A 19595-nucleotide genomic window follows, 5' to 3' on the forward strand; every position below is an offset into this window, starting at 1 on the left:
ATGACGCGACCACCCCGCCTCGCGTGGGGTGGTCTTGCTCTGGGTGATTCAGTGAGAATCGAGCGCCTCCAATGGCCCTCGCCATGCTCACTGCCACCATGCTCCAGGACATCAAGAAAACGCTTTGGGCCACAGCCGACAAGCTGCGCGCCAACATGGACGCCGCCGAGTACAAGCATCTCGTGCTCGGCCTCATCTTCGTCAAGTACATCTCTGACACCTTCAACGCCAAGCGCGAAGAGCTGGCCCGACGCTTCGCCGACGAAGCCGACGAGTTCCACCTGGCAGACAGCACGCCCGAGCTGCTGAGTGAAGAGCTGGAAGAGCGCGACTACTACACCGCCGACAACGTGTTCTGGGTGCCCGAAGCCGCCCGCTGGGAGGCGCTGCGCGCCAGCGCCAAGCAGGCCGACATCGGCAAGCGCATCGACAACGCGCTCTCGCTGGTGGAAGCCGAGAACCCCAAGCTCAAGGGCATTCTCGACAAGCGCTTCGCCCGCGCGCAGCTGCCCGACGGCAAGCTGGGCGAGCTGGTCGATCTGGTGTCGACCATCGGCTTCGGCAGCACGGCCGGCGAGGCGCGCGACATCCTCGGCCAGGTGTACGAATACTTCCTCGGCATGTTCGCCAACGCCGAAGGCAAACGGGGCGGGCAGTTCTACACGCCGCGCAGCATCGTCAAGACGCTGGTGGCCGTGCTGGCACCGCACCACGGCAAGGTGTACGACCCGTGCTGCGGCTCGGGCGGCATGTTCGTGCAGAGCGAAGAGTTCATCGAGGCGCACGGCGGCAAGCTGGGCGACGTGGCCATCTACGGCCAGGAGGCCAACCCCACCACCTGGCGCCTGGCCGCCATGAACCTCGCCATCCGCGGCATCGACTTCAACCTCGGCCGCTCGCACGCCGACAGCTTCACCAACGACCAATTTCCCGACCTGCGGGCCGAGTTCATCCTCGCAAATCCCCCGTTCAACATCAGCGACTGGTGGCACGCCAGCCTGACGGGCGATGCACGCTGGGTGTATGGCGACCCGCCGCAGGGCAACGCCAACTACGCATGGCTGCAGCACATGCTGCACCACCTGGCACCGCACGGCCGCGCCGGCATCGTGCTGGCCAATGGCTCAATGAGCTCCAGCCAGAGCGGCGAAGGCCAGATCCGCGCCGCGATGGTCGAAGCCGACGTGGTGGAGGTGATGGTCGCGCTGCCCGGCCAGTTGTTCTTCAACACGCAGATTCCGGCGTGCTTGTGGTTCCTGACCAAGCACAAGCGGGCGCGACCCGGCGAGGTGTTGTTCATCGATGCGCGCAAGCTGGCGACGATGATCAGCCGGGTGCAGTGTGAGTTGAGTGATGAGGTGATTGAGCGCATTGCCGGTACGGTGGCGGCGTGGCGTGGAGAAGCGGGTGCGAAGGCCTATGAAGACGTAGCGGGCTTCTGCCGCAGCGTGAGGCTCGCAGAGATTGCGGAGCATGGGCATGTGCTGACGCCAGGGCGGTATGTGGGCGTAGAGGAAGTCGACGACAGCGACCTCGACTTCGCCACCAAGATGCAGACACTCACCGAGAAGCTCGGAGAGCAGATGGCAAAGGGTGCGGAACTTGATCAGATGATCCGGCAGAAGCTCGGAGGGCTGGGGTATGAGTTCTAAGCTTGTCCGTTTTGGAAGCTTGTTCTCTATTCCTCAGAAGAACGGACTTACTCGGCCCAAGAAAGTGCGCGGGGCAGGCCTCCCTATGGTCAACATGGGTGAGCTGTTCGCTCATCCAAGGATCGAAAATCTGGAGATGGATCTCGTGCCTTTGTCGAAGGCCGAGAGTTCGTTCTTGTTGGAGGCAGGCGACTTACTCTTTGCAAGGCAGTCATTAGTTTTGTCGGGAGCGGGCCAGTGTTCGATCTTCATTGGCAACACCGAACCGACAGTGTTTGAGTCACACCTCATTAGATGTCGTCTCGATAAATCGGTCGCGAACCCGAACTTCTTCTTCTACTTCTTTCGTTCGCCCGCGGGGCGTACTGCCATCGAGGCCATAGTTGAGCAAGGCGCAGGAGCCTCGGGCATTCGCGGAAGTGATCTCGTCAACATCCTTGTGCCTCTCCCACCTAAGGCAATACAAGAAGAGACGGCAACAGTCCTGACGGCACTCGACGACCGTATCGCCCTCCTGCGCGAAACCAACGCCACCCTCGAAGCCATCGCGCAGGCGCTGTTCAAGTCGTGGTTTGTCGATTTCGATCCCGTTCACGCCAAGCAACAAGGCATCGCGCCCGCGGGCATGGACGAAGCCACGGCGGCCTTGTTTCCGGACAGCTTTGAAGATTCCGAACTAGGGGTACTGCCCAAAGGCTGGCGGACTGGCTCTGTCCTTGATATCGCGAACCTCCTCAGCGGTGGAACACCCAAGACTGATCGGCCGGAGTTCTGGGGAGGTGACATCGCGTGGGCAAGCGCGAAGGATGTGTCGCAATCCAATGCTCCGGTGCTAACCCAAACTGATCGAACTATTACCCCCGAAGGTTTGGAGAAGAGCGCGACGCAAATGATCCCTGCAATGGCCACCGTCGTCGTCGCACGTGGAGCCACGACCGGACGCATGGTTCTCTTTGGGAAACCCATGGCGATGAACCAGACCTGCTACGCCTTGGTCTCGAAGCTCAACGCTCCAGTTGCGTTGCATTGTTTGATGCGGCGAGAAATCGACAACCTGGTGAATGCGGCTCACGGGTCGGTGTTCGACACCATCACAACGAGCACGTTTGCTCGGTCGCGGGTCGTGCTACCACCTCGCGCTTTGCTGGAGCGCTTTGAGGAATTAGCAGGCCATGTGTTTAAGCGCATCGTGGTGGCAACCGAAACCGCCCAAACCCTCGCAACCCTCCGCGACACTCTCCTCCCCCGCCTGATCTCCGGCCAACTGCGCCTGCCCGAGGCCGAAGCGGCCGTCGCCAGCTAACCTTCGCCCACAACCTAACGGGGAGTGAACGTGGCCACTGAACTGGGAACCCTGCAGCGCGTGGAGCTGCGCGAGGTGTGGCAACACGAGGAATACCACTTCACCCCCTGGCTGGCCGAGACCGGCAACCTGGCGGCGCTGAGTGACGCCGTGGGCCTCGACCTGGAGCTGATGGGCCTGGAGGTGGCCGTGGGCCCCTACGCGGCCGACCTCGTGTGCATGGATGCGATGAGCAACACGCCGGTGCTCATTGAAAACCAGCTGGCGAAGACCGACCACAACCACCTCGGCCAGATCCTCACTTATGCGGCCGGGCTGGAGGCCAAGACGGTGATCTGGGTGGCTTCGCGCTTCACCGACGAGCACCGCGCTGCCATCGACTGGCTGAACGAGATCACGCACGAAGACTGGCAGTTCTTCGGCCTGGAGATCGAGCTGTGGCGCATCGGGGCCTCACCGCCCGCGCCCCGGTTCAACGTGGTGTGCCGGCCCAACGACTGGAGCCGGGCCGTGCGCGAGGAAGCGGCCAAGGCCGAGGGCAACAGCCCGACGCGCAGTTTCCAGCTCCGGTTCTGGACGTCATTTCGCGACTACCGCGCCGAGCGCAAGCAGGGGGCGCCCAAACCTTCGGCGCAGTCGTGGCAGAGCTTTCGGGTGGGCCGCACGGGCTTCCAGCTCGAAGGCGTGGTGCGGCACTCGGAGCAAAAGCTGGCAGTGCGGCTCTACATCAACTGTGCCGACCTGCCGATCAAGGGTGTCTTCCGCTACTTGGAAGCGCGGCAGGGCGAGATCCACGCGGCGCTCGGATTCCCGCTCGTGTGGGATGAGCTGCCCGAGGGCAAAGGCAGCGTGGTCTACGTGGTGCGCGACAACTGCCCCTTGGATGACGAAGCGCGCTGGCCCGACTGGCACGAGTGGCTGTCGGCCACCATTGCCAAGATGGACAGCGTGTTCCGCCCCTTGATCCGGCCCCTGCAACCCGCCGATCTGCCGCCCACCGATGGCCCGGCTCTGGTCGCTCCCGGCTGATGCGGGGCCGGCCCATATGAAAGCTCGCTTTACACATGCGGGCCGACATGTATAGAAATTCGCCTTTTCTATACACGTGACGGCTAACATGCACAGGAATTCAGCGCTTCCTATACATGGCCGCCAGCCCAGAGCTCCTGCATGCCCGCGATTGCACCGCTTGAACACCTGAAGGCCGGGCGCTTCGACACGCCAGAGATCCTCAAGAAACTGGCCAGCAGCAGCCGCCGCTTGGCCGAACTGAAGGGCATTGCCGCCTCGATCCCGAACCAGGGCATCCTGATCAACACCCTGGCCCTGCAGGAAGCGAAAGACAGCTCGGAAATCGAGAACATCGTCACCACGCACGACGAGCTGTTCAAGGACGACGTGCTGCCCGAGGCCTTTGCCAACCCGGCCGCCAAGGAGGTGCTGCGCTACCGCCAGGCCTTGCGCGTGGGCTTCGAGCAGGTGCGCGCCACGGGCCTGATCACGACCAACCATATCGTCACCATCCAGGCCGAGCTGGAGCGCAACAGCGCCGGCCTGCGCAAGCTGCCGGGCACGGCGCTGAAGGATGGTGCGGGGCGAACCGTCTACACCCCGCCGCAAGACCCCGCTGAGATCGTGGCGCTGATGGGTGGGCTGGAACGCTTCATCAATGACCCTGGCCTCTTCGATGCCGACCCGCTGATCAAGATGGCGCTGATTCACCATCAGTTCGAGAGCATCCACCCGTTTTACGACGGCAATGGCCGCACGGGGCGCATCTTGAACGTGCTGTACCTGGTGAAGGAAGGCTTGCTCGACATCCCCGTGCTGTACCTGAGCAGCCACATCGTGCGCACCAAGGCCGACTACTACCGCCTGTTGCAGACGGTGCGCGAGAACGACACCTGGGAAGAGTGGGTGCTGTACCTGCTGAGCGCCGTGGAGCAGACGGCCGGGCAGACGCTGGCCACCATCCACGCCATCAAGGCCGCCTTGTTCGACTACAAGCACCGCATCCGCGAGGGCTACAAGTTCTACAGCCAGGACTTGATCAACAACCTGTTCACTCACCCGTACACCAAGATCGAGTTCGTGCAACGAGACCTGAAGGTGTCTCGCCTCACGGCCACCAAGTACCTGGAAGCGTTGACCGAAGGCGGCTTCGTGCAAAAGCACAAGATCGGCCGCGGCAACTACTACGTCAACGTGGCGCTGAGCGGGGTGCTGCAGCCACAGCCCGTGCGCCCCACCACCCCCTGAGGCGCGGCATGACCGAAGACCAGCTCGAACAGGAAACCCTGGCGTGGTTGGCCGACGTGGGCTACCAGCACCGCCATGGCCCGGAGCTGGCGCCCGAAGGCAGCACGCCGGAGCGAAGCGACTACCGGCAGGTGCTGCTGATCGGCCGGCTGCGCCAGGCGATCAACCTGCTGAACCCTGGCGTGCCGCAAGCGGCGCGTGAAGATGCGCTGAAGCAGGTGCTCGACCTCGGTACGCCTTCGCCGCTGGCCGCGAATCGGCAGTTCCACAAGCTGTTGCTGAACGGCGTGCCGGTGCAGTACCAGCATGACAGCGAGACGCGGGGCGACTTCGTGCGCCTGATCGACTGGGCCACGCCGGCGCGCAACGAGTGGCTGGCGGTGAACCAGTTTTCCATCAAGGGTGAGCGCCACACGCGGCGGCCCGACATCGTGCTGTTCGTCAACGGCCTGCCGCTCGCGCTGCTGGAGCTGAAGAACCCGGCCGACCTGAACGCCGATGTGTGGAAGGCCTTCGAGCAGATCGAGACCTACAAGGAACAGATCGCCGACATCTTTCAGTACAACGAGGTGCTGGTGATCACCGATGGCAGCGATGCGCTGCTGGGCTCGCTCTCGGCCGACCGCGAGCGCTACATGGCGTGGCGCACGATTGATGGCGTGGCGATCGACCCGCTGGGGCCGTTCGGCGGGCTGGAGACGCTGGTGCGTGGTGTGCTGGCGCCGGCCTACCTGCTCGACTACCTGCGCTTCTTCGTGCTGTTTGAAGACGACGGGCGATTGATCAAGAAGATCGCCGGCTACCACCAGTTCCATGCGGTGCGCTCGGCCATTGCGCAGGTGGTTGCCGTCTCGCAGCCCGGCAGCACACCGGCCATAAAGGGCAAGGGCGGCGTGGTCTGGCACACGCAAGGCAGCGGCAAGAGCATCACCATGACCTGCTTTGCGGCACGGGTGATGCAGGAACCGCTGCTTGCGAACCCGACCATCGTGGTGATCACCGACCGCAACGATCTCGATGGCCAGTTGTTCGGCGTGTTCTCGCTCGCGCAAGACCTGTTGCGCGAGCAGCCGGTGCAGGCCGGCACGCGGCAACAGCTGCGCTCGTTGCTGGGCAACCGGCCTTCAGGCGGCATCTTGTTTGCCACGATTCAGAAGTTCATGCCGGGTGAGGACGAAGATGCGTTTCCGCTGCTGTCGGATCGTCACAACATCGTGGTGATCGCCGACGAGGCGCACCGTACGCAGTACGGCTTCGAGGCCAAGTTGAAGACTGTCAAGCCGCGCAGCACGGCGGCATTGAATACAGGCCCAAGCAAGCCGCTTGCATTCACCGCCGATCTGGCGCCGGCAAGCTACAGCGTCGACCGCTACCAGGTGGGCTACGCGCAGCACCTGCGCGACGCACTGCCGAATGCCACCTTCGTGGCCTTCACCGGCACGCCGGTTTCGGGCGACGACCGCGACACGCGCGCCGTGTTCGGCGACTACATCAGCGTGTACGACATGCAGCAGGCCAAGGAAGATGGCGCCACGGTGGCCATCTACTACGAGAGCCGGCTGGCCAAGCTGGGCCTGAAGGCCGACGAGATGGCGACCATCGACGACGAGGTGGACGAGCTCGCCGAAGACGAGGAAGAGAGCCAACAGGCCAAGCTCAAGAGCCGCTGGGCCGCACTGGAAAAGGTGGTGGGTGCCGAACCGCGTATCGCCCGCGTGGCGGCCGACCTTGTCGCGCACTTCGAAGAGCGCGACAAGGCTCAGAACGGCAAGGCCATGATCGTGGCGATGAGCCGCGAGATCTGCGTGCATCTGTACGACGAGATCGTGCGCCTGCGGCCAGACTGGCACAGCACCGACCCAGAGCAAGGGGCAATCAAGATCGTGATGACGGGCTCGGCCAGCGACAAGGCGCTCCTGCGCCCGCACATCTACAACGGCCAGACCAAGAAGCGGCTGGAGAAACGCTTCAAGGATGCGGCCGACCCGCTGCGCCTGGTGATCGTGCGCGACATGTGGCTCACCGGCTTCGACGCCCCGTGCGTGCACACGCTGTATGTCGACAAGCCGATGAAGGGCCACAACCTGATGCAGGCCATCGCCCGCGTGAACCGAGTCTTCAAGGACAAGGAAGGCGGGTTGGTGGTCGACTACATCGGCATCGCCAACGAGCTGAAGTCGGCGCTGAAGGAATACACGGCCAGCCAGGGCCGGGGCCGGCCGACGGTGGATGCCCAAGAGGCCTACAGCGTGCTGATGGAGAAGCTGGATGCGCTGCGCGGCATGCTGGCCGGCACCAACGGCCACGGCTATGACTACAGCGGCTTTCTCACGGGTGGCTACAAGACGATCGCGGGCGCGGCCAATCATGTGCTCGGCGCCAAGGACGGCAAGAAGCGATTCGCCGACCTGGCGCTCACCATGGGCAAGGCCTTCACGCTGTGCTGCACGCTCGACGAAGCCAAGGCGGTGCGCGAAGAAGTGGCCTTCTTTCAGGCTGTGAAGGTGCTGCTGACCAAGCGCGAGATCGTGGCTGCCAAACGCAAGGATGAAGACCGCGAAGTGGCCATCCGCCAAATCATCAGCTCGGCCGTGGTGTCGGAAGAAGTGGTCGACATCTTCGATGCCGTGGGGCTGGACAAGCCCAACATCGGCATCCTCGATGAGGCCTTTCTTGCCGAGGTGCGCAACCTCCCCGAACGCAACCTGGCGGTGGAATTGCTGGAACGCTTGCTTGAAGGCGAGATCAAATCCCGCTTCGCCAGCAACGTGGTGCAGAACAAGCGCTTCTCCGACATGCTGAACGATGTGGTCCTGCGCTACCAGAACCGCTCCATCGAAGCCGCGCAGGTGATGGAGGAGCTGGTGCAGATGGCGCGCAAGTTCCGTGAGGCTGCCGGTCGCGGCGAAGAGTTGGGCCTGACCGATGACGAGGTGCGCTTCTACGACGCGCTGGCCGACAACGAATCGGCTGTGCGCGAGCTGGCCGACGAAACGCTGAAGAAGATCGCGCAGGAGCTGACCGAAAGCCTTCGCAAGAACCTGAGCGTCGACTGGTCGCAACGCGAGAGCGTGCAGGCGAAGCTCCGCTTGCTGGTCAAGCGCATCTTGCGCAAGTACAAGTACCCGCCAGACAAACAGGATGCGGCGGTGGAACAGGTGCTGAAGCAGGCCAAGGCACTGGCTGAAGCGTGGGCGTGATATGACCCTTCTTCTACTCAGACAAACATCGGGAGCTGTGGCCGTCGCCCTTGCATTGCTCCTCGCCGCCTGCAGCTCCACGCCGACGCGCGACGGCCCCGAGGCCAAGCCGCCGGCCGGCCTCGACAAGACGCCTGACGCCCAGCCGCGGGTCGAGCCCATCCGCACCGGTGGCCCCAACAAGCCGTACACGGTGAACGGCCGCAGCTACAGCCCCGTCACCTCCGACAAGCCGATGGCCGAGAAGGGCCTCGCGTCCTGGTACGGGCGCAAGTTCCACGGCCGGCCCACGGCCAGCGGCGAGCCCTACGACATGTATGCGATGAGCGCGGCGCACAAGACCATGCCGCTGCCGAGCTACGCCCGCGTGCGCAACCCGGCCAACGGGCGCGAGGTGATCGTGCGCGTCAACGACCGCGGGCCCTTTCACCAGGATCGCGTGATCGACCTCAGCTACACCGCGGCCATGCGGCTGGGCGTGCTGAACGGCGTGGCGCCGGTGGAGGTGGAGCGGCTCACGCACGAGCAGATCCGAAGCGGCGCCTGGAAGGGCGGCGGTGCGGTGGAAGTGCCCGCCGCCGCGGTGGCCGAGGTGGCGGCGCGCAGCGGTGACAGCGCCGAGCCGCCCGCCCCGGGCTTCTGGGTGCAGCTGGGCGCCTTCCGCCAGCGCGACGGTGCCGAGCAGTTCCAGCGCCAGGTGGGCGCCGAGCTCGACTGGCTGGCCCCGCTGCTGGCGGTGGTCGGCGAGCCCCAGCTCTTCCGGCTGCAGGCGGGGCCCTTCTCTTCGCGGGGCGAGGCGCAGGACGCCGCCTCGCGCATCCGCGAGGCGCTCAAGCTGGTGCCGGTGGTCGTCGAACGGCGCTGAGTCACGGCAAATTGCACGACCGCCGAATATTGGATGGCGGCTTTGTGCGCCGCACCGTTGAAAACCTCCGCAAGCCCTCACAAACCAAGGGCTTACCCGTGGTTTTGGGCTTCGTGTGACAAGAAGTACACGAACGAAATGAAAACCCGGAAGCGAAAGTTGGACCCCCGTGCAACATTGACTCCACCCTGAACTGTCTCAGGGCAACAAAAGGGCGGAAGCCAGAGACGCCGCCCACCCACCTCAAATGGAGATCGTTGCCATGCACTCTCGACTGATCCGCATCGCCGCCATCGCGACCGCTCTGCTGGGCACCGCAACCGCCTGGGCCGGCAACTTCACCAGCTCCTACTCGGCTGGCCTGAGCACCTACTCGATCAAGGGCACGGAGCCTGCCTCGGGCAAGCACCCGGTCTTCATCTACACGGTGGGCACCACCGAGAACTACGACAACGCCCAGGCCATGGGCGCCGTGGCCGAGATGGCCGCCAAGGGCTTCGTCGCCGCCGCCGTGCAGTACGACAGCTCGCTCTTCGGTACCTGCTCGCAGATCCTCTCGAAGGCCCGCTACATCTACAACAGCGGCTCAACCACCAGCGCCGTCTCTAAGCTGTGCGCCCGCGCCACCGCCGACTGCAGCAAGGGCGTCGTCGTGGCCGGCTTCAGCCAGGGCTCGGTGATCGCGATCAACGCGAAGAACTACGACAGCCGCGTGCGTGCCGCCTACGGCATGGGCGCCCACACGCTGTACACCACCTACGTGATGAACTCGTGCATGACGCCGGGCAACTACACGATCTCGAAGGACAACGTGCGCATCGTCAACGGCCAGAGCGACATCTTCCCGGGCGGCACCGCCACGGTGGTGCGCTCGTCGTCGGAGAACGTGGCCGGCCGCAGCTGCGGCGCGCTCGCCTACGAGTGCCTGGCCACCAACGGCGCCGGCTGGATCATGATCCGCGACAGCGCCGTGGGCGACGGCTCGGCCGACCACTGCTACCAGCGTGTCGGCGGCTGCCTCGGCCTGCAGAGCACCACCGACAACACCTGGCGCAACGGCAGCACCAACTGGGGCCTGAAGGCCAACCTCACGTGGCTCAACGGCTTCGTGACGCACTGATCCGAAAGAGTCCGTGAGGGAAGGAGACCCGGGACCCGCGTCACGCTGCCCAGCAGGGTGACGCGGGCATAACCGGCCCCTCCTTCACACCATCTCCTTCACACCGCTGCCGCACAGGATCCGCACGTGGCCGCCTTCACCACCCCCTTCTGGATCGCCCTGGCTGGCGTGACAGCCGTCGCCAGCAGCGTGGCGTACCTGTCCCTCCCGCAGCCCGACGCGACGCCGGGCAGCTTCGCCCGCACGATGGCCGCGATCGAGCGCAACACCCCGGCGCTGGCCGACGTGGCCGTGCGCGAACCCGACGAAGACCGCGTGCCGACCGTCGGCACGCTGCCCGCGGGCAGCCCCTTCAGCATCGACGCGCTCGGCCGCCTGCTGGTGAGCGCGAAGACCCTCCCCGTGCTCGACAGCTGGCTGGCCCTGGCCGGCCGCGGCCAGCCGCTCGCGCCGCTCGAACCCCGGCTGCGCAGCCAGCTGCCCGCGCTGGCCGCCGAGCGGGCCTTCGGGCTGCTGCAGCGCTACGCCGCCTACCGCGAGGACGAGCGCGAGCTGCTGAAGCAGCTGAAGACACAACACCCGCTCTCCGCAAGCGAGCTGCTCGACCGCCAGATGGCGCTGCGCCGCCGGCATTTCGATTCGGTGTCGGTGCAGGAGCTCTTCGGCGTGCAGGAGGCGCGTGGCCTCTATGCCTCGGAAGTGGCGCGCATCTTTGCCGACCCCTCCTTGAGCGAAGCGCAGCAACACCAGCGCCTGCTCGCGCTGCGCATGAGCCTGCCGCCCGAGGTGGCGGCGCAGGAATTCGGCGGAACCGAGTTCTCGTTTGCGATGGAAAAGCAGGTGGCCGAGATGCGCGCACGTGGCGAGAGCGATGCCGAGGTGACCTTCCTGCGCCGCCAGTTCGTCGACACCGAGGGCATGAAGTCTGCCGTCGAAATCGAGCGCGAGAAGCTCGACGCGGAACGCCAGGCCTGGGAGCTGCGCCACGCGAGCTTCATCCGCGAGCGCGACCAGATCTTCGCGTCCGACCTCGACGTGCCCGACAAGCAGCAGCGGCTGGAGCGCCTGCTGCAGGCCCACTTCGGCTCGGCCGAGCGCGAGCGCGCGCGGCTGCTGGCCGGCCTCTGACGCCGACGGCGGCTCAGCGGCCGCCGGTCACGTCGAGGATGGCGCCGGTGGTGTAGCTCGCCTCGCCGGAGAGCAGCCACACGATCGCATTCGCAACCTCCTCGGCGGTGCCCGGCCGCTGCATCGGGATCAGCGCCGCCGACTGGTGCGCCCGGTCGGGCAGGCCACCGGAGGCGTGAATCTCGGTGTCGATGATGCCGGGGCGCACGCCGTTCACCCGCACGCCTTCCATCGCCACTTCCTTGGCGAGGCCGAGGGTGAAGGTGTCGATGGCCCCCTTGGCCGCCGCGTAGTCGACGTACATGCCGGGCGAGCCGATGCGCGCCGCGGCCGACGACAGGTTGACGATGGCCCCGCCCGTGCCGCCGTGTTTCGTCGACATCCGCCGCAACGCTTCGCGCGCGCAGAGGAAGCTGCCGAGGATGTTGATGTCGAACATGCGGCGCAGCCGGGCCACGCTCATCGCGTCGACCCGCGCGCCCACATCGATCACCCCGGCGTTGTTGACCAGGCCGGCGAGCGGCGGCAGCTCGGCATCGATGCGGGCGTACATCCCGAGCACCTGGGCTTCATCGGCCACGTCGGCCTGCACCGCCAGCGCACGCCCACCGGCCTGCGCGATGGCCTCGCACACCGCCTCGGCCGCGGCGGCATCGCGTGCGTAGTTGACGGCCACCGCGTAACCGCGGGCGGCGCAGAGGCGGGCGGTGGCGGCGCCGATGCCACGGCTGCCGCCGGTCACGAGCACGGTCCGTGCGTTGGGGGAATCAATCTTCTGCATCGGTCTTCTTCGCCTTCGCATCGACGCGGGTCTGCAGCTCGGCCGCACCCTGCATGAAGTCCGTCAACTCCACCGGCTTGGCCACCCGCAGCGCGGGCGGGAAGAGGTGGTTCATGTAGAGCTCGCTGCCGGCGCGGTCGGTCGCCTGCACGTTGAACCAGAGGCTGAGCGCCAGCCCGGTGAGCGCGCTGCCCACCGCAAAGCCGAGCGTGCGCCGCGGGTGCAGCGGCTCCACCGCCTGCAGGTGGAAATACAGCATCGCCCCGAGGATGGCGTAGGCCGGCACGAAATTGAAGTCGGTGATCCAGGGCCACGAGAAGGCGAAGGCCAGCAGCGAGGTGCCGGCCATCAGGGCCTCCCAGGCGATCACGGCCAGCAGCATCACCCGCAGGTGCCAGCCGAAATGGGCCTGGTGGGTGAAGACCTTGGAGAGCAACGTCCACACGCCCGCCCAGCCGAAGCCGATGGCGAGCGCCGAGATCGCAAACGAGGCGAGCGACTTGGTCAGCAGGTCGGGCTCGCTTTCGAGCCAGGTGTTGAAGCCCAGCACCAGCGCGGCGGCCAGCGCCAGCACGAGCAGCGTCGGCAGGCCCTGCGTGAGCACACGCGCCGTGCCCAAGCGCTGCTCGGGCGCAAGCCGCTGCGTGGCCAGGCGCAGGCGCAGGTGGGTGCGGCCGAGCACGAGCAGCAGCGGCTTGTCGTGCGGCCCTGCGGGCAGCGGCACCTGCTCGCCGGCCGCGAGCGTGCGGCCGTTGAGGTGCAGGCCGTTGACGCTGTCGCCGACGGTCAGGGCCAGCTGGCCCGTATCGTCACGCGCGATGCGCAGGTGCTCGGGCGCGGTGTAGGGGTCGTCGAGCACCAGATCGTTGTCGAACGCCCGGCCCACGCGCAGCGGCCACGCGCCGACCTTCAGGCTCTGGCGCACCACGCCGTCGCGGTCGAGCACCTCCAGCAGGGCGAGGGTCGAACTCATTTCACCCATGCGTAAGCCTCGATGTAGTGCTGCGCGAGTTTCATCGCGCTGGCGTAGCTCACACCCTGGGCGTCGAAGCGGCCCTGCACGCCGGCCTGCGGCTGGTCGAGCGTGGCCACGAGCACCGCCACGTCGTACAGCTTGGGCAGTTTCTTGTAGGCGCGCACGCAGACCACCGCGCGCAGCACGAGGCCCTTGCGGTCGACGAAGTTCTCGTGGCACTGCGGCTTGGTCTGGTGCTGCGGGCCGAGGCGGCCGAAGCCTTCGTTGCGGAAGCTCGCCGAATACTGCGCGGCGAAGCGCAGCGTGCCGAGATTGCTGCCGTCGTAGGCCTCGTGGCGCGTGGCGATGGTGCCGGTGTTGAACTCGCCGACGAAGATGCGGGTGTCCATCACGCAGTCGGAGCGCTCGAAGTCGAGCCCGCCGGTGCGCGAGGGTTCGCTCGAGCCCCAGCAGCGCATGAAACGGTCGGGCGGTACCGGCACGCTGTAGCGTGGGTGCGTGCCGGGTTTCCAGCCCTGGGCGATGAAGCGCTCGGTGAGCACGTCTTGATGCGCGGTGAGCTGCGCCGCGACGATGGGCCAAGCGTCGCCCTTGAGCGGCGCCGCGTCGCGCCCGCGTGCCAGCAGCGCGCTCGCGAACGAGGCCGGCACGAGGAAGCTCACCTGCTCGCCGTCGACCCGACGCGCCACGTTGATGCCGATCACACGCCCGGCCTGGTCGAGCGCCGGGCCGCCACTCATGCCGCCGCTCAGCGAGCCGGCGAAGAAGATCTGCGGGTAGAAGCTGCGCTCGACGAGCCCGTTGTAGTTGCCCTCGATCACCGCGAAGCCCACGTCGAGCGGGTTGCCGAGCGAATACATGCGCTCGCCCTGGGCGAGCTTGTCGGTGTCGGGGCGGAAGGTGAGCGCGTCGAAACCGCCTGTCTTCTTCGGGTCGGCCACCTTGAGCAGCGCGAGGTCGTGCAGCACGTCGAGCATCAGGATCTGCGCCGGTGTCTCGCGGCCATCGGCCGTGACGAGCACCAGCTCGTGCCGCTCCGGCTTGAGCGCGGCCTCGCTGACGACGTGGAAATTGGTGATGAGGTGGCCGTCCTTGCTGACGACGAAGCCGGAGCCCACCGAGGTCTGGCTGGCCTGGCCCTTGAGCACGGTGCGGATCTGCACCAGCTGCGAGCGGGCCTGCTCGTAGACCTTGCGTGCCGAGAGCGACACCGGGGCCGAGGCGGCCGGGTCGGCAGCCGGCGCCACGAGCGGCACCGGTGGGGGCGAAGGGGCGGCGTGCACGCCGCCTGCCACGCTCGCCAACATCAGCAGCGCAGCCAGGTGCCTCAGGTAGGTGCTCATTGCGGCCGATTCTAGGGTTGCAGCTTTTGCGCGCGTGCGCGGGTAAAGTGATCCCACAAAAGAGACAGGAGACAGCATGCAACGCCGCACCTTCACGCTGGCAGCACTCGCGCTGCCGGCTCTGGCCCACAGCCAGGCCCCCGCCCCCGAAAAGCCGCAGGTCACCCTCGCGGTGGGCGGCAAGAACCTCCTCTACTACCTCCCGCTCACCATCGCCGAGAGCCTCGGCTACTTCAAGGCCGAAGGGCTGGAGGTCACCATCGTCGACTTCGCCGGCGGCTCGCGCGCCCTGCAGGCGGTGATCGGCGGCAGCGCCGACGTGGTCTCGGGCGCCTTCGAGCACACGATCAACATGCAGGCGAAGGGCCAGAAGCTGCGCGCCTTCGTGCTGCAGGGCCGCGCCCCGCAGATCGTGCTGGGCGTGAACCCGAAGACGATGCCCGGCTTCAAGACCGTGGCCGACCTGAGGGGCAAGAAGATCGGCGTCACTGCGCCCGGCTCGAGCACCAACGTGATGGTGAACTTCGTGCTGACCAAGGCGGGGCTCAAGCCGAGCGACGTGTCGATCATCGGCGTGGGCGCCGGCAACGGCGCGGTGGCGGCGATGCGCGCCGGCCAGATCGATGCGATGTCCAACCTCGACCCGGTGATCACGCTCCTGCAGCGCAGCGGCGACCTGAAGATCGTGTCCGACACGCGCGTGGTCGCCGAGGCCGACCGGGTGTTCGGCGGGCCGATGCCGGCCGGTTGCCTCTATGCGCCGCAGGCCTTCATCGACAAGCACCCACGCACCGTGCAGGCGCTGACCAACGCCATCGTGCGCGCCGACAAATGGATCCAGGCCGCGGGCCCGAGCGAGATCGTCAAGGCCGTGCCCGAGAGCTACCTGCTCGGCGACCGGGCCGTCTACATCGACGCCTTCCTCGCGAGCCGCGGCGCCCTCTCGCCCGACGGCAGCGTGCCCGACGCCGGCGCCACCACCGCGCTGCGCGCGCTGCTGAGCGTCGACGAGAGCCTGAAGAGCGTGAACTTCGACCTCGGCGCGGTCTACACCAACGACTTCGTGAAGAAGGCCAACGCGAGATACCCCAAGGGTTAGGGCACCACCCTTGCTGCTCTACGTCCTCGACCTCTTCGGCGTCGCCGTCTTCGCCGCCAGCGGCGCGCTGGCCGGCATCGCCTCGCGACTCGACCTGCTCGGCATCATCGTGCTGGCCTCCATCACCGCCATCGGCGGCGGCACGCTGCGCGACGTGCTGCTCAACCGGCATCCGATCTTCTGGATGCACGACAGCGGGCCGATCTGGACCATCCTCGCCGCGACCGCAGCCACGCTGCTGTGGGTGCAGGTGCTGCCCGTGCCGACCGATGCACTGCTCATCGCCGATGCGATCGGCCTCGCGGTGTTTGCCATCTCCGGCGCGCAGGTGGCCGAGAAGGCCGGCTGCCGGCCGATGGTGACGGTGCTGATGGGCACGCTCACCGGCTCGGGCGGCGGGGTGCTGCGCGACGTGCTGTCGGCCAAGGTGCCCCTCATCCTGCGGCAGGACATCTACGCCACCGCCGCCATCGCGGGCATCGCGGTGTACCTGCTGGCCCGTGCGGCCAAGGTCTCCACCGCGTGGGCCTTCGCGGCGGGCGCGGTCACGGTGGCGGGCACACGGCTGGCCGCGATCGCCTACGACCTGAAGCTGCCCGTGTTCTCCGCCGTCTCCTGAGCCCCGAACCGATGACCCCTGCCCTGCAACTCGACGCGGTGAGCTGCACCTTCGTCTCGCGCGACGACCCCGCGCAGCGCTACACCGCGGTGAGCGAGGTGTCGCTCACCGTCGGGGCCGGCGAGTTCGTCTCGGTGGTGGGGCCGACCGGTTGCGGCAAGAGCACCTTGCTCAACGTGGCGGCCGGCCTGCTCGCGCCGAGCCGCGGCACGGTGCGCGTCTTCGGCGAGCCGCTCGCCGGGCTCAACCGCCGCGCCGGCTACATGTTCCAGACCGAGTCGCTGATGCCCTGGCGCACCGCACGCGCCAACGTGATGGCGGGGCTCGAATTCCGCGGCGTCGCCGATGCGCGGGCGCAGGCCGACGAATGGCTCAAACGCGTGGGCCTCGGCGGCTTCGGCGACCGTTACCCGCACCAGCTTTCGGGTGGCATGCGGAAGCGCGTGAGCCTCGCCCAGACCCTGGTGCTCGACCCCGACATCATCCTGATGGACGAGCCCTTCTCGGCGCTCGACATCCAGACGCGGCAGCTGATGGAGAACGAGGTGCTGGCCCTGTGGGCCGCCAAGCGCAAAGCGGTGTTGTTCATCACCCACGACTTGGATGAAGCCATCGCCATGAGCGACCGCGTCGTCGTGCTGAGCGCCGGGCCGTCCTCGCACCCGATCGGCGAGTTCCACATCGACCTGCCGCGCCCGCGCGACGTGGCCGAGGTGCGGGTGACGCCACGCTTCGTGGAGCTGCACCAGGCGATCTGGTCGGTGCTGCGCGACGAAGTGCTCAAGGGCTACCGCCAGCAGCTCGCCGCATGAAGAACACCCTCACGCTTCGGCTCGCGCAGCTCGCCCTGCTGGTGGCAGTGTTCGTCTTGTGGCATGTGCTCACCACGCCCGGCCTCGTGCCGCCCTTCCTCTTCGCCGACGACCGGCAGGCGGCCTTCTTCTTCGGCGAGCCGGTGAAGATCTTCGGCCGCATCTGGGCCTGGTTCGTCACCAACGCCGACATCTACCAGCACCTGGGCGTGACCCTGCTGGAGACGGTGCTGGCCTTCGGCATCGGCACCGTGCTCGGCCTCGCCTGCGGCATGTGGCTCGCGCTGAGCCCGCTCGCTGCGGCCATCTGCGACCCCTACATCAAGGCGCTGAACTCGATGCCCCGCGTGATCCTCGCGCCCATCTTCGCGGTGTGGTTCGGGCTCGGCGTGGCGAGCAAGGTGGCGCTGGGCGTGACGCTCGTCTTCTTCATCGTCTTCTTCAACGTCTACCAGGGCGTGAAGGAGGTGAGCCCCATCGTGCTGGCGAACGCGCGCATGCTGGGCGCGAGCCCGCGGCAGCTGCTGCGCCATGTGTACCTGCCGAGTGCGATGAGCTGGGTCTTCAGCTCGCTGCACACGAGCGTGGGGCTGGCCTTCGTGGGCGCCGTGGTGGGCGAGTACCTCGGTTCGGCACGCGGCGTGGGCTACCTGATCCTGCAGGCCGAGGGGGCGTTCGACATCAACACGGTGATGGCGGGCATCCTCGTGCTCACGGTGTTTGCGCTGCTGCTCGACATGCTGGTCGGCCAGGTGGAGCGCCGGCTGATGAAGTGGCAGCCGAAGAGCGGCGAAACCGAGAAGCTCTAGGTGATGCGGAAGTAGTCGAGGATGACCAGGCGCGCCTCGCGGCGGCCCGAGGCGATGGCCATCACCTTGTTGAGGTGCAGCCACGCCGGGGCGCCGGCCTGGAAGCGGATCAGCGTGCGGAAGAAATACTCCTTCGGGTCGACCGATTCGCCACGCGCCAGGCGCTCCATCACCGCCGGTTCGGCGTGGCGCATGCCCACGCTCGTGACCTCGATCAGCGCGCCGTCGTCGGCCTGGATCACGTAGTGGGCCGAGATGTCGAGCACGCCGTCGCCGCGGTTGATCTGCCAGTCGACACCGCCGTCGACCAGCGTGCCGTTGAGTTCGGGGCCCCGCACCGTGCCGCCCTTGAGCGGGATGTAGCGGCGTTCGCCATACGGGCCACCGCCGAGCGTGACGAGTTTCTCCACCTCGCAGCGGACCTGGCACATGGGAACGAGGGCGGGCGGCGGGGCGATGTCGGTCATGGCAGCGGGTCGAGGCGGACGATGGCGCCACGATACGCGCGCCCTGGCGTTCACCCGGTCATCCCAGAAGATGACGCCGCGTTGTCGTCCTCAGGGATGACACGCCGGGCCACCCGGCCGGCCCACACTCCACCCCCAAGGAGACACTCAACATGCGCACCGTTCACCTCGTCACCCGCCGTGCCCTGATCGCCGCCGCGAGCCTTGCCGCGCTCGCCTCGCCCACGCTGGGCCTCGCCCAGGCCTACCCGACGCAGCCGGTCAAGCTGGTGGTCGGCTTCCCGCCGGGCACCGGGCCCGACATCGTGACGCGCCTCGTCGGGCAGAAGCTGGAGACGAGCCTCAAGCAGTCGGTCGTGGTCGACAACCGCGCCGGTGCCGGCGGCCAGATCGCCACGCAAGCTGTGGCCAAGAGCGCCCCCGATGGCTACACGCTGCTGATCGGCGAGGTGGGCTCGATCAGCATCGCGCCGCCCGCGTTCAGCAAGCTGCCGTATGACCCGGCGAAGGAGCTGGCGGTGGTGGCGGAGCTCGTGCGCTCGGACTTCCTGCTCGTCGTGCCGGTGCAGTCACCGCACAAGACGGTGGCCGATTTTGTGAAGGCCGGCAAGGCCAACAAGGACCGCGTCAATTTCGCCACCTTCGGCGCCGGCACCCCGGGCCACTTCGGCGGCGAGATGCTGGCCGAACAGGGCGGCTTCAAGGTCGAGCCGATCCACTACCGCGCCACCGGCGACGCCATCACCGCCATCGTCGGCGGCCAGGTGGAAGGCGCCTTCGTGTCGACCGCCCTCGGCTCGGCCCAGATCAAGGCCGGCAAGATGCGCGCGCTGGCCACCACCGCCCACGCCCGCTCGCCGCTGCTGCCCGACGTGCCCACCTTCACCGAAGCCGGCCTGCCCAAGGTCGATTTCTCCGCCTGGTTCGCCCTCTTCGCGCCCGCGGGCACGCCGGCCGCCGTGCTCGACACCCTGAGCAAGCAGGCCGTGGCCGCCGTGCAATCGGCCGACGTGAAACAAAAACTCATCGACGCCGGCTTCACCGTGACCGGCACCTCGCGTGCCGACGCCGAGAAGATGGTCAAGGCCGAAGCCCCGCGCTGGGCGGCGATCGTCAAGCAGAGCGGCTTCAAGGGCGACTGACGCTCGGCGGCGGCTGCGCC

17 protein-coding genes are annotated in these 19595 nt (G+C 67.0%); 13 read left to right on the forward strand and 4 right to left on the reverse strand.

Translation table 11 applies throughout. The features are described from left to right. Positions 1-98: 98 nt before the first annotated feature. From RXV79_RS25545 to RXV79_RS25580, 8 genes are all read left to right on the forward strand, one after another. Entirely contained in the window at positions 99-1652 is a 1554-nt protein-coding gene (locus tag RXV79_RS25545) for a class I SAM-dependent DNA methyltransferase (protein WP_316704208.1), read from the forward strand. A gap of 94 nt (positions 1653-1746) precedes the next feature. After that, complete coding sequence (locus tag RXV79_RS25550) at positions 1747-2955, forward strand: restriction endonuclease subunit S (RefSeq protein WP_316700960.1); 1209 nt, start codon at positions 1747-1749, stop codon at positions 2953-2955. 30 nt (positions 2956-2985) lie between these two features. Next, positions 2986-3984, forward strand: coding sequence for a DUF4268 domain-containing protein (locus RXV79_RS25555; protein ID WP_316700961.1), 999 nt, complete (start codon positions 2986-2988; stop codon positions 3982-3984). 141 nt (positions 3985-4125) lie between these two features. Continuing rightward, positions 4126-5214: a Fic family protein gene (locus tag RXV79_RS25560; RefSeq protein ID WP_316700963.1), complete on the forward strand. Its 1089-nt coding sequence runs from the start codon at positions 4126-4128 to the stop codon at positions 5212-5214. Between the two features lie 8 nt (positions 5215-5222). Next, positions 5223-8414, forward strand: a complete 3192-nt coding sequence (locus RXV79_RS25565) for a type I restriction endonuclease subunit R (protein WP_316700964.1) — start codon at positions 5223-5225, stop codon at positions 8412-8414. Position 8415: 1 nt separating this feature from the next. Further along, on the forward strand, positions 8416-9279 hold the full coding sequence (locus tag RXV79_RS25570) for a septal ring lytic transglycosylase RlpA family protein (RefSeq protein ID WP_316700965.1): 864 nt from the start codon (positions 8416-8418) through the stop codon (positions 9277-9279). 262 nt (positions 9280-9541) lie between these two features. After that, on the forward strand, positions 9542-10399 hold the full coding sequence (locus tag RXV79_RS25575) for a hypothetical protein (RefSeq protein WP_316700966.1): 858 nt from the start codon (positions 9542-9544) through the stop codon (positions 10397-10399). Between the two features lie 126 nt (positions 10400-10525). Further along, a complete protein-coding gene (locus tag RXV79_RS25580; protein ID WP_316700968.1) occupies positions 10526-11527 on the forward strand; it encodes a lipase secretion chaperone in 1002 nt (333 codons plus the stop codon). A gap of 13 nt (positions 11528-11540) precedes the next feature. Here RXV79_RS25580 and RXV79_RS25585 read toward each other — a convergent pair whose 3' ends face one another. The 3 genes from RXV79_RS25585 to RXV79_RS25595 are packed head-to-tail and all read right to left on the reverse strand — an operon-like array spanning position 11541 to position 14627. Continuing rightward, the gene (locus RXV79_RS25585; RefSeq protein ID WP_316700969.1) at positions 11541-12308 is read right to left on the reverse strand and encodes an SDR family oxidoreductase; all 768 of its coding nucleotides are present in this window, start codon (positions 12306-12308) and stop codon (positions 11541-11543) included. Further along, positions 12295-13281 carry an FHA domain-containing protein gene (locus RXV79_RS25590; protein WP_316700970.1) on the reverse strand — a complete coding sequence of 329 codons (987 nt, stop codon included), beginning with the start codon at positions 13279-13281 and terminating at the stop codon, positions 12295-12297. The genes RXV79_RS25585 and RXV79_RS25590 overlap by 14 nt, the downstream gene beginning before the upstream one ends. Further along, entirely contained in the window at positions 13278-14627 is a 1350-nt protein-coding gene (locus RXV79_RS25595; RefSeq protein ID WP_316700971.1) for a S1C family serine protease, read from the reverse strand. The genes RXV79_RS25590 and RXV79_RS25595 overlap by 4 nt, the downstream gene beginning before the upstream one ends. A 76-nt stretch (positions 14628-14703) precedes the next feature. Between RXV79_RS25595 and RXV79_RS25600 the strand changes: the two genes are divergently transcribed. From RXV79_RS25600 to RXV79_RS25615, 4 genes are read left to right on the forward strand one after another with little or no spacing between them, the layout of a single operon-like run. Beyond that, complete coding sequence (locus RXV79_RS25600) at positions 14704-15726, forward strand: ABC transporter substrate-binding protein (protein ID WP_316700973.1); 1023 nt, start codon at positions 14704-14706, stop codon at positions 15724-15726. Positions 15727-15736: 10 nt separating this feature from the next. Continuing rightward, on the forward strand, positions 15737-16345 hold the full coding sequence (locus RXV79_RS25605) for a trimeric intracellular cation channel family protein (protein ID WP_316700974.1): 609 nt from the start codon (positions 15737-15739) through the stop codon (positions 16343-16345). Between the two features lie 11 nt (positions 16346-16356). After that, positions 16357-17157, forward strand: coding sequence for an ABC transporter ATP-binding protein (locus RXV79_RS25610; protein WP_316700975.1), 801 nt, complete (start codon positions 16357-16359; stop codon positions 17155-17157). Beyond that, on the forward strand, positions 17154-17966 hold the full coding sequence (locus tag RXV79_RS25615; RefSeq protein ID WP_316700976.1) for an ABC transporter permease: 813 nt from the start codon (positions 17154-17156) through the stop codon (positions 17964-17966). The genes RXV79_RS25610 and RXV79_RS25615 overlap by 4 nt, the downstream gene beginning before the upstream one ends. Here the strand turns inward: RXV79_RS25615 and RXV79_RS25620 are convergent. Then, entirely contained in the window at positions 17963-18433 is a 471-nt protein-coding gene (locus RXV79_RS25620; RefSeq protein WP_316700977.1) for a DUF3237 domain-containing protein, read from the reverse strand. The genes RXV79_RS25615 and RXV79_RS25620 overlap by 4 nt on opposite strands. A 152-nt stretch (positions 18434-18585) precedes the next feature. Here RXV79_RS25620 and RXV79_RS25625 point away from each other — a divergent pair, with 152 nt between their 5' ends. Then, complete coding sequence (locus tag RXV79_RS25625) at positions 18586-19575, forward strand: Bug family tripartite tricarboxylate transporter substrate binding protein (RefSeq protein ID WP_296725431.1); 990 nt, start codon at positions 18586-18588, stop codon at positions 19573-19575. Positions 19576-19595: the final 20 nt, after the last annotated feature.

The sequence above is a fragment of the Piscinibacter gummiphilus genome (genome assembly GCF_032681285.1).
Lineage (GTDB): Bacteria > Pseudomonadota > Gammaproteobacteria > Burkholderiales > Burkholderiaceae_C > Rhizobacter > Rhizobacter gummiphilus_A.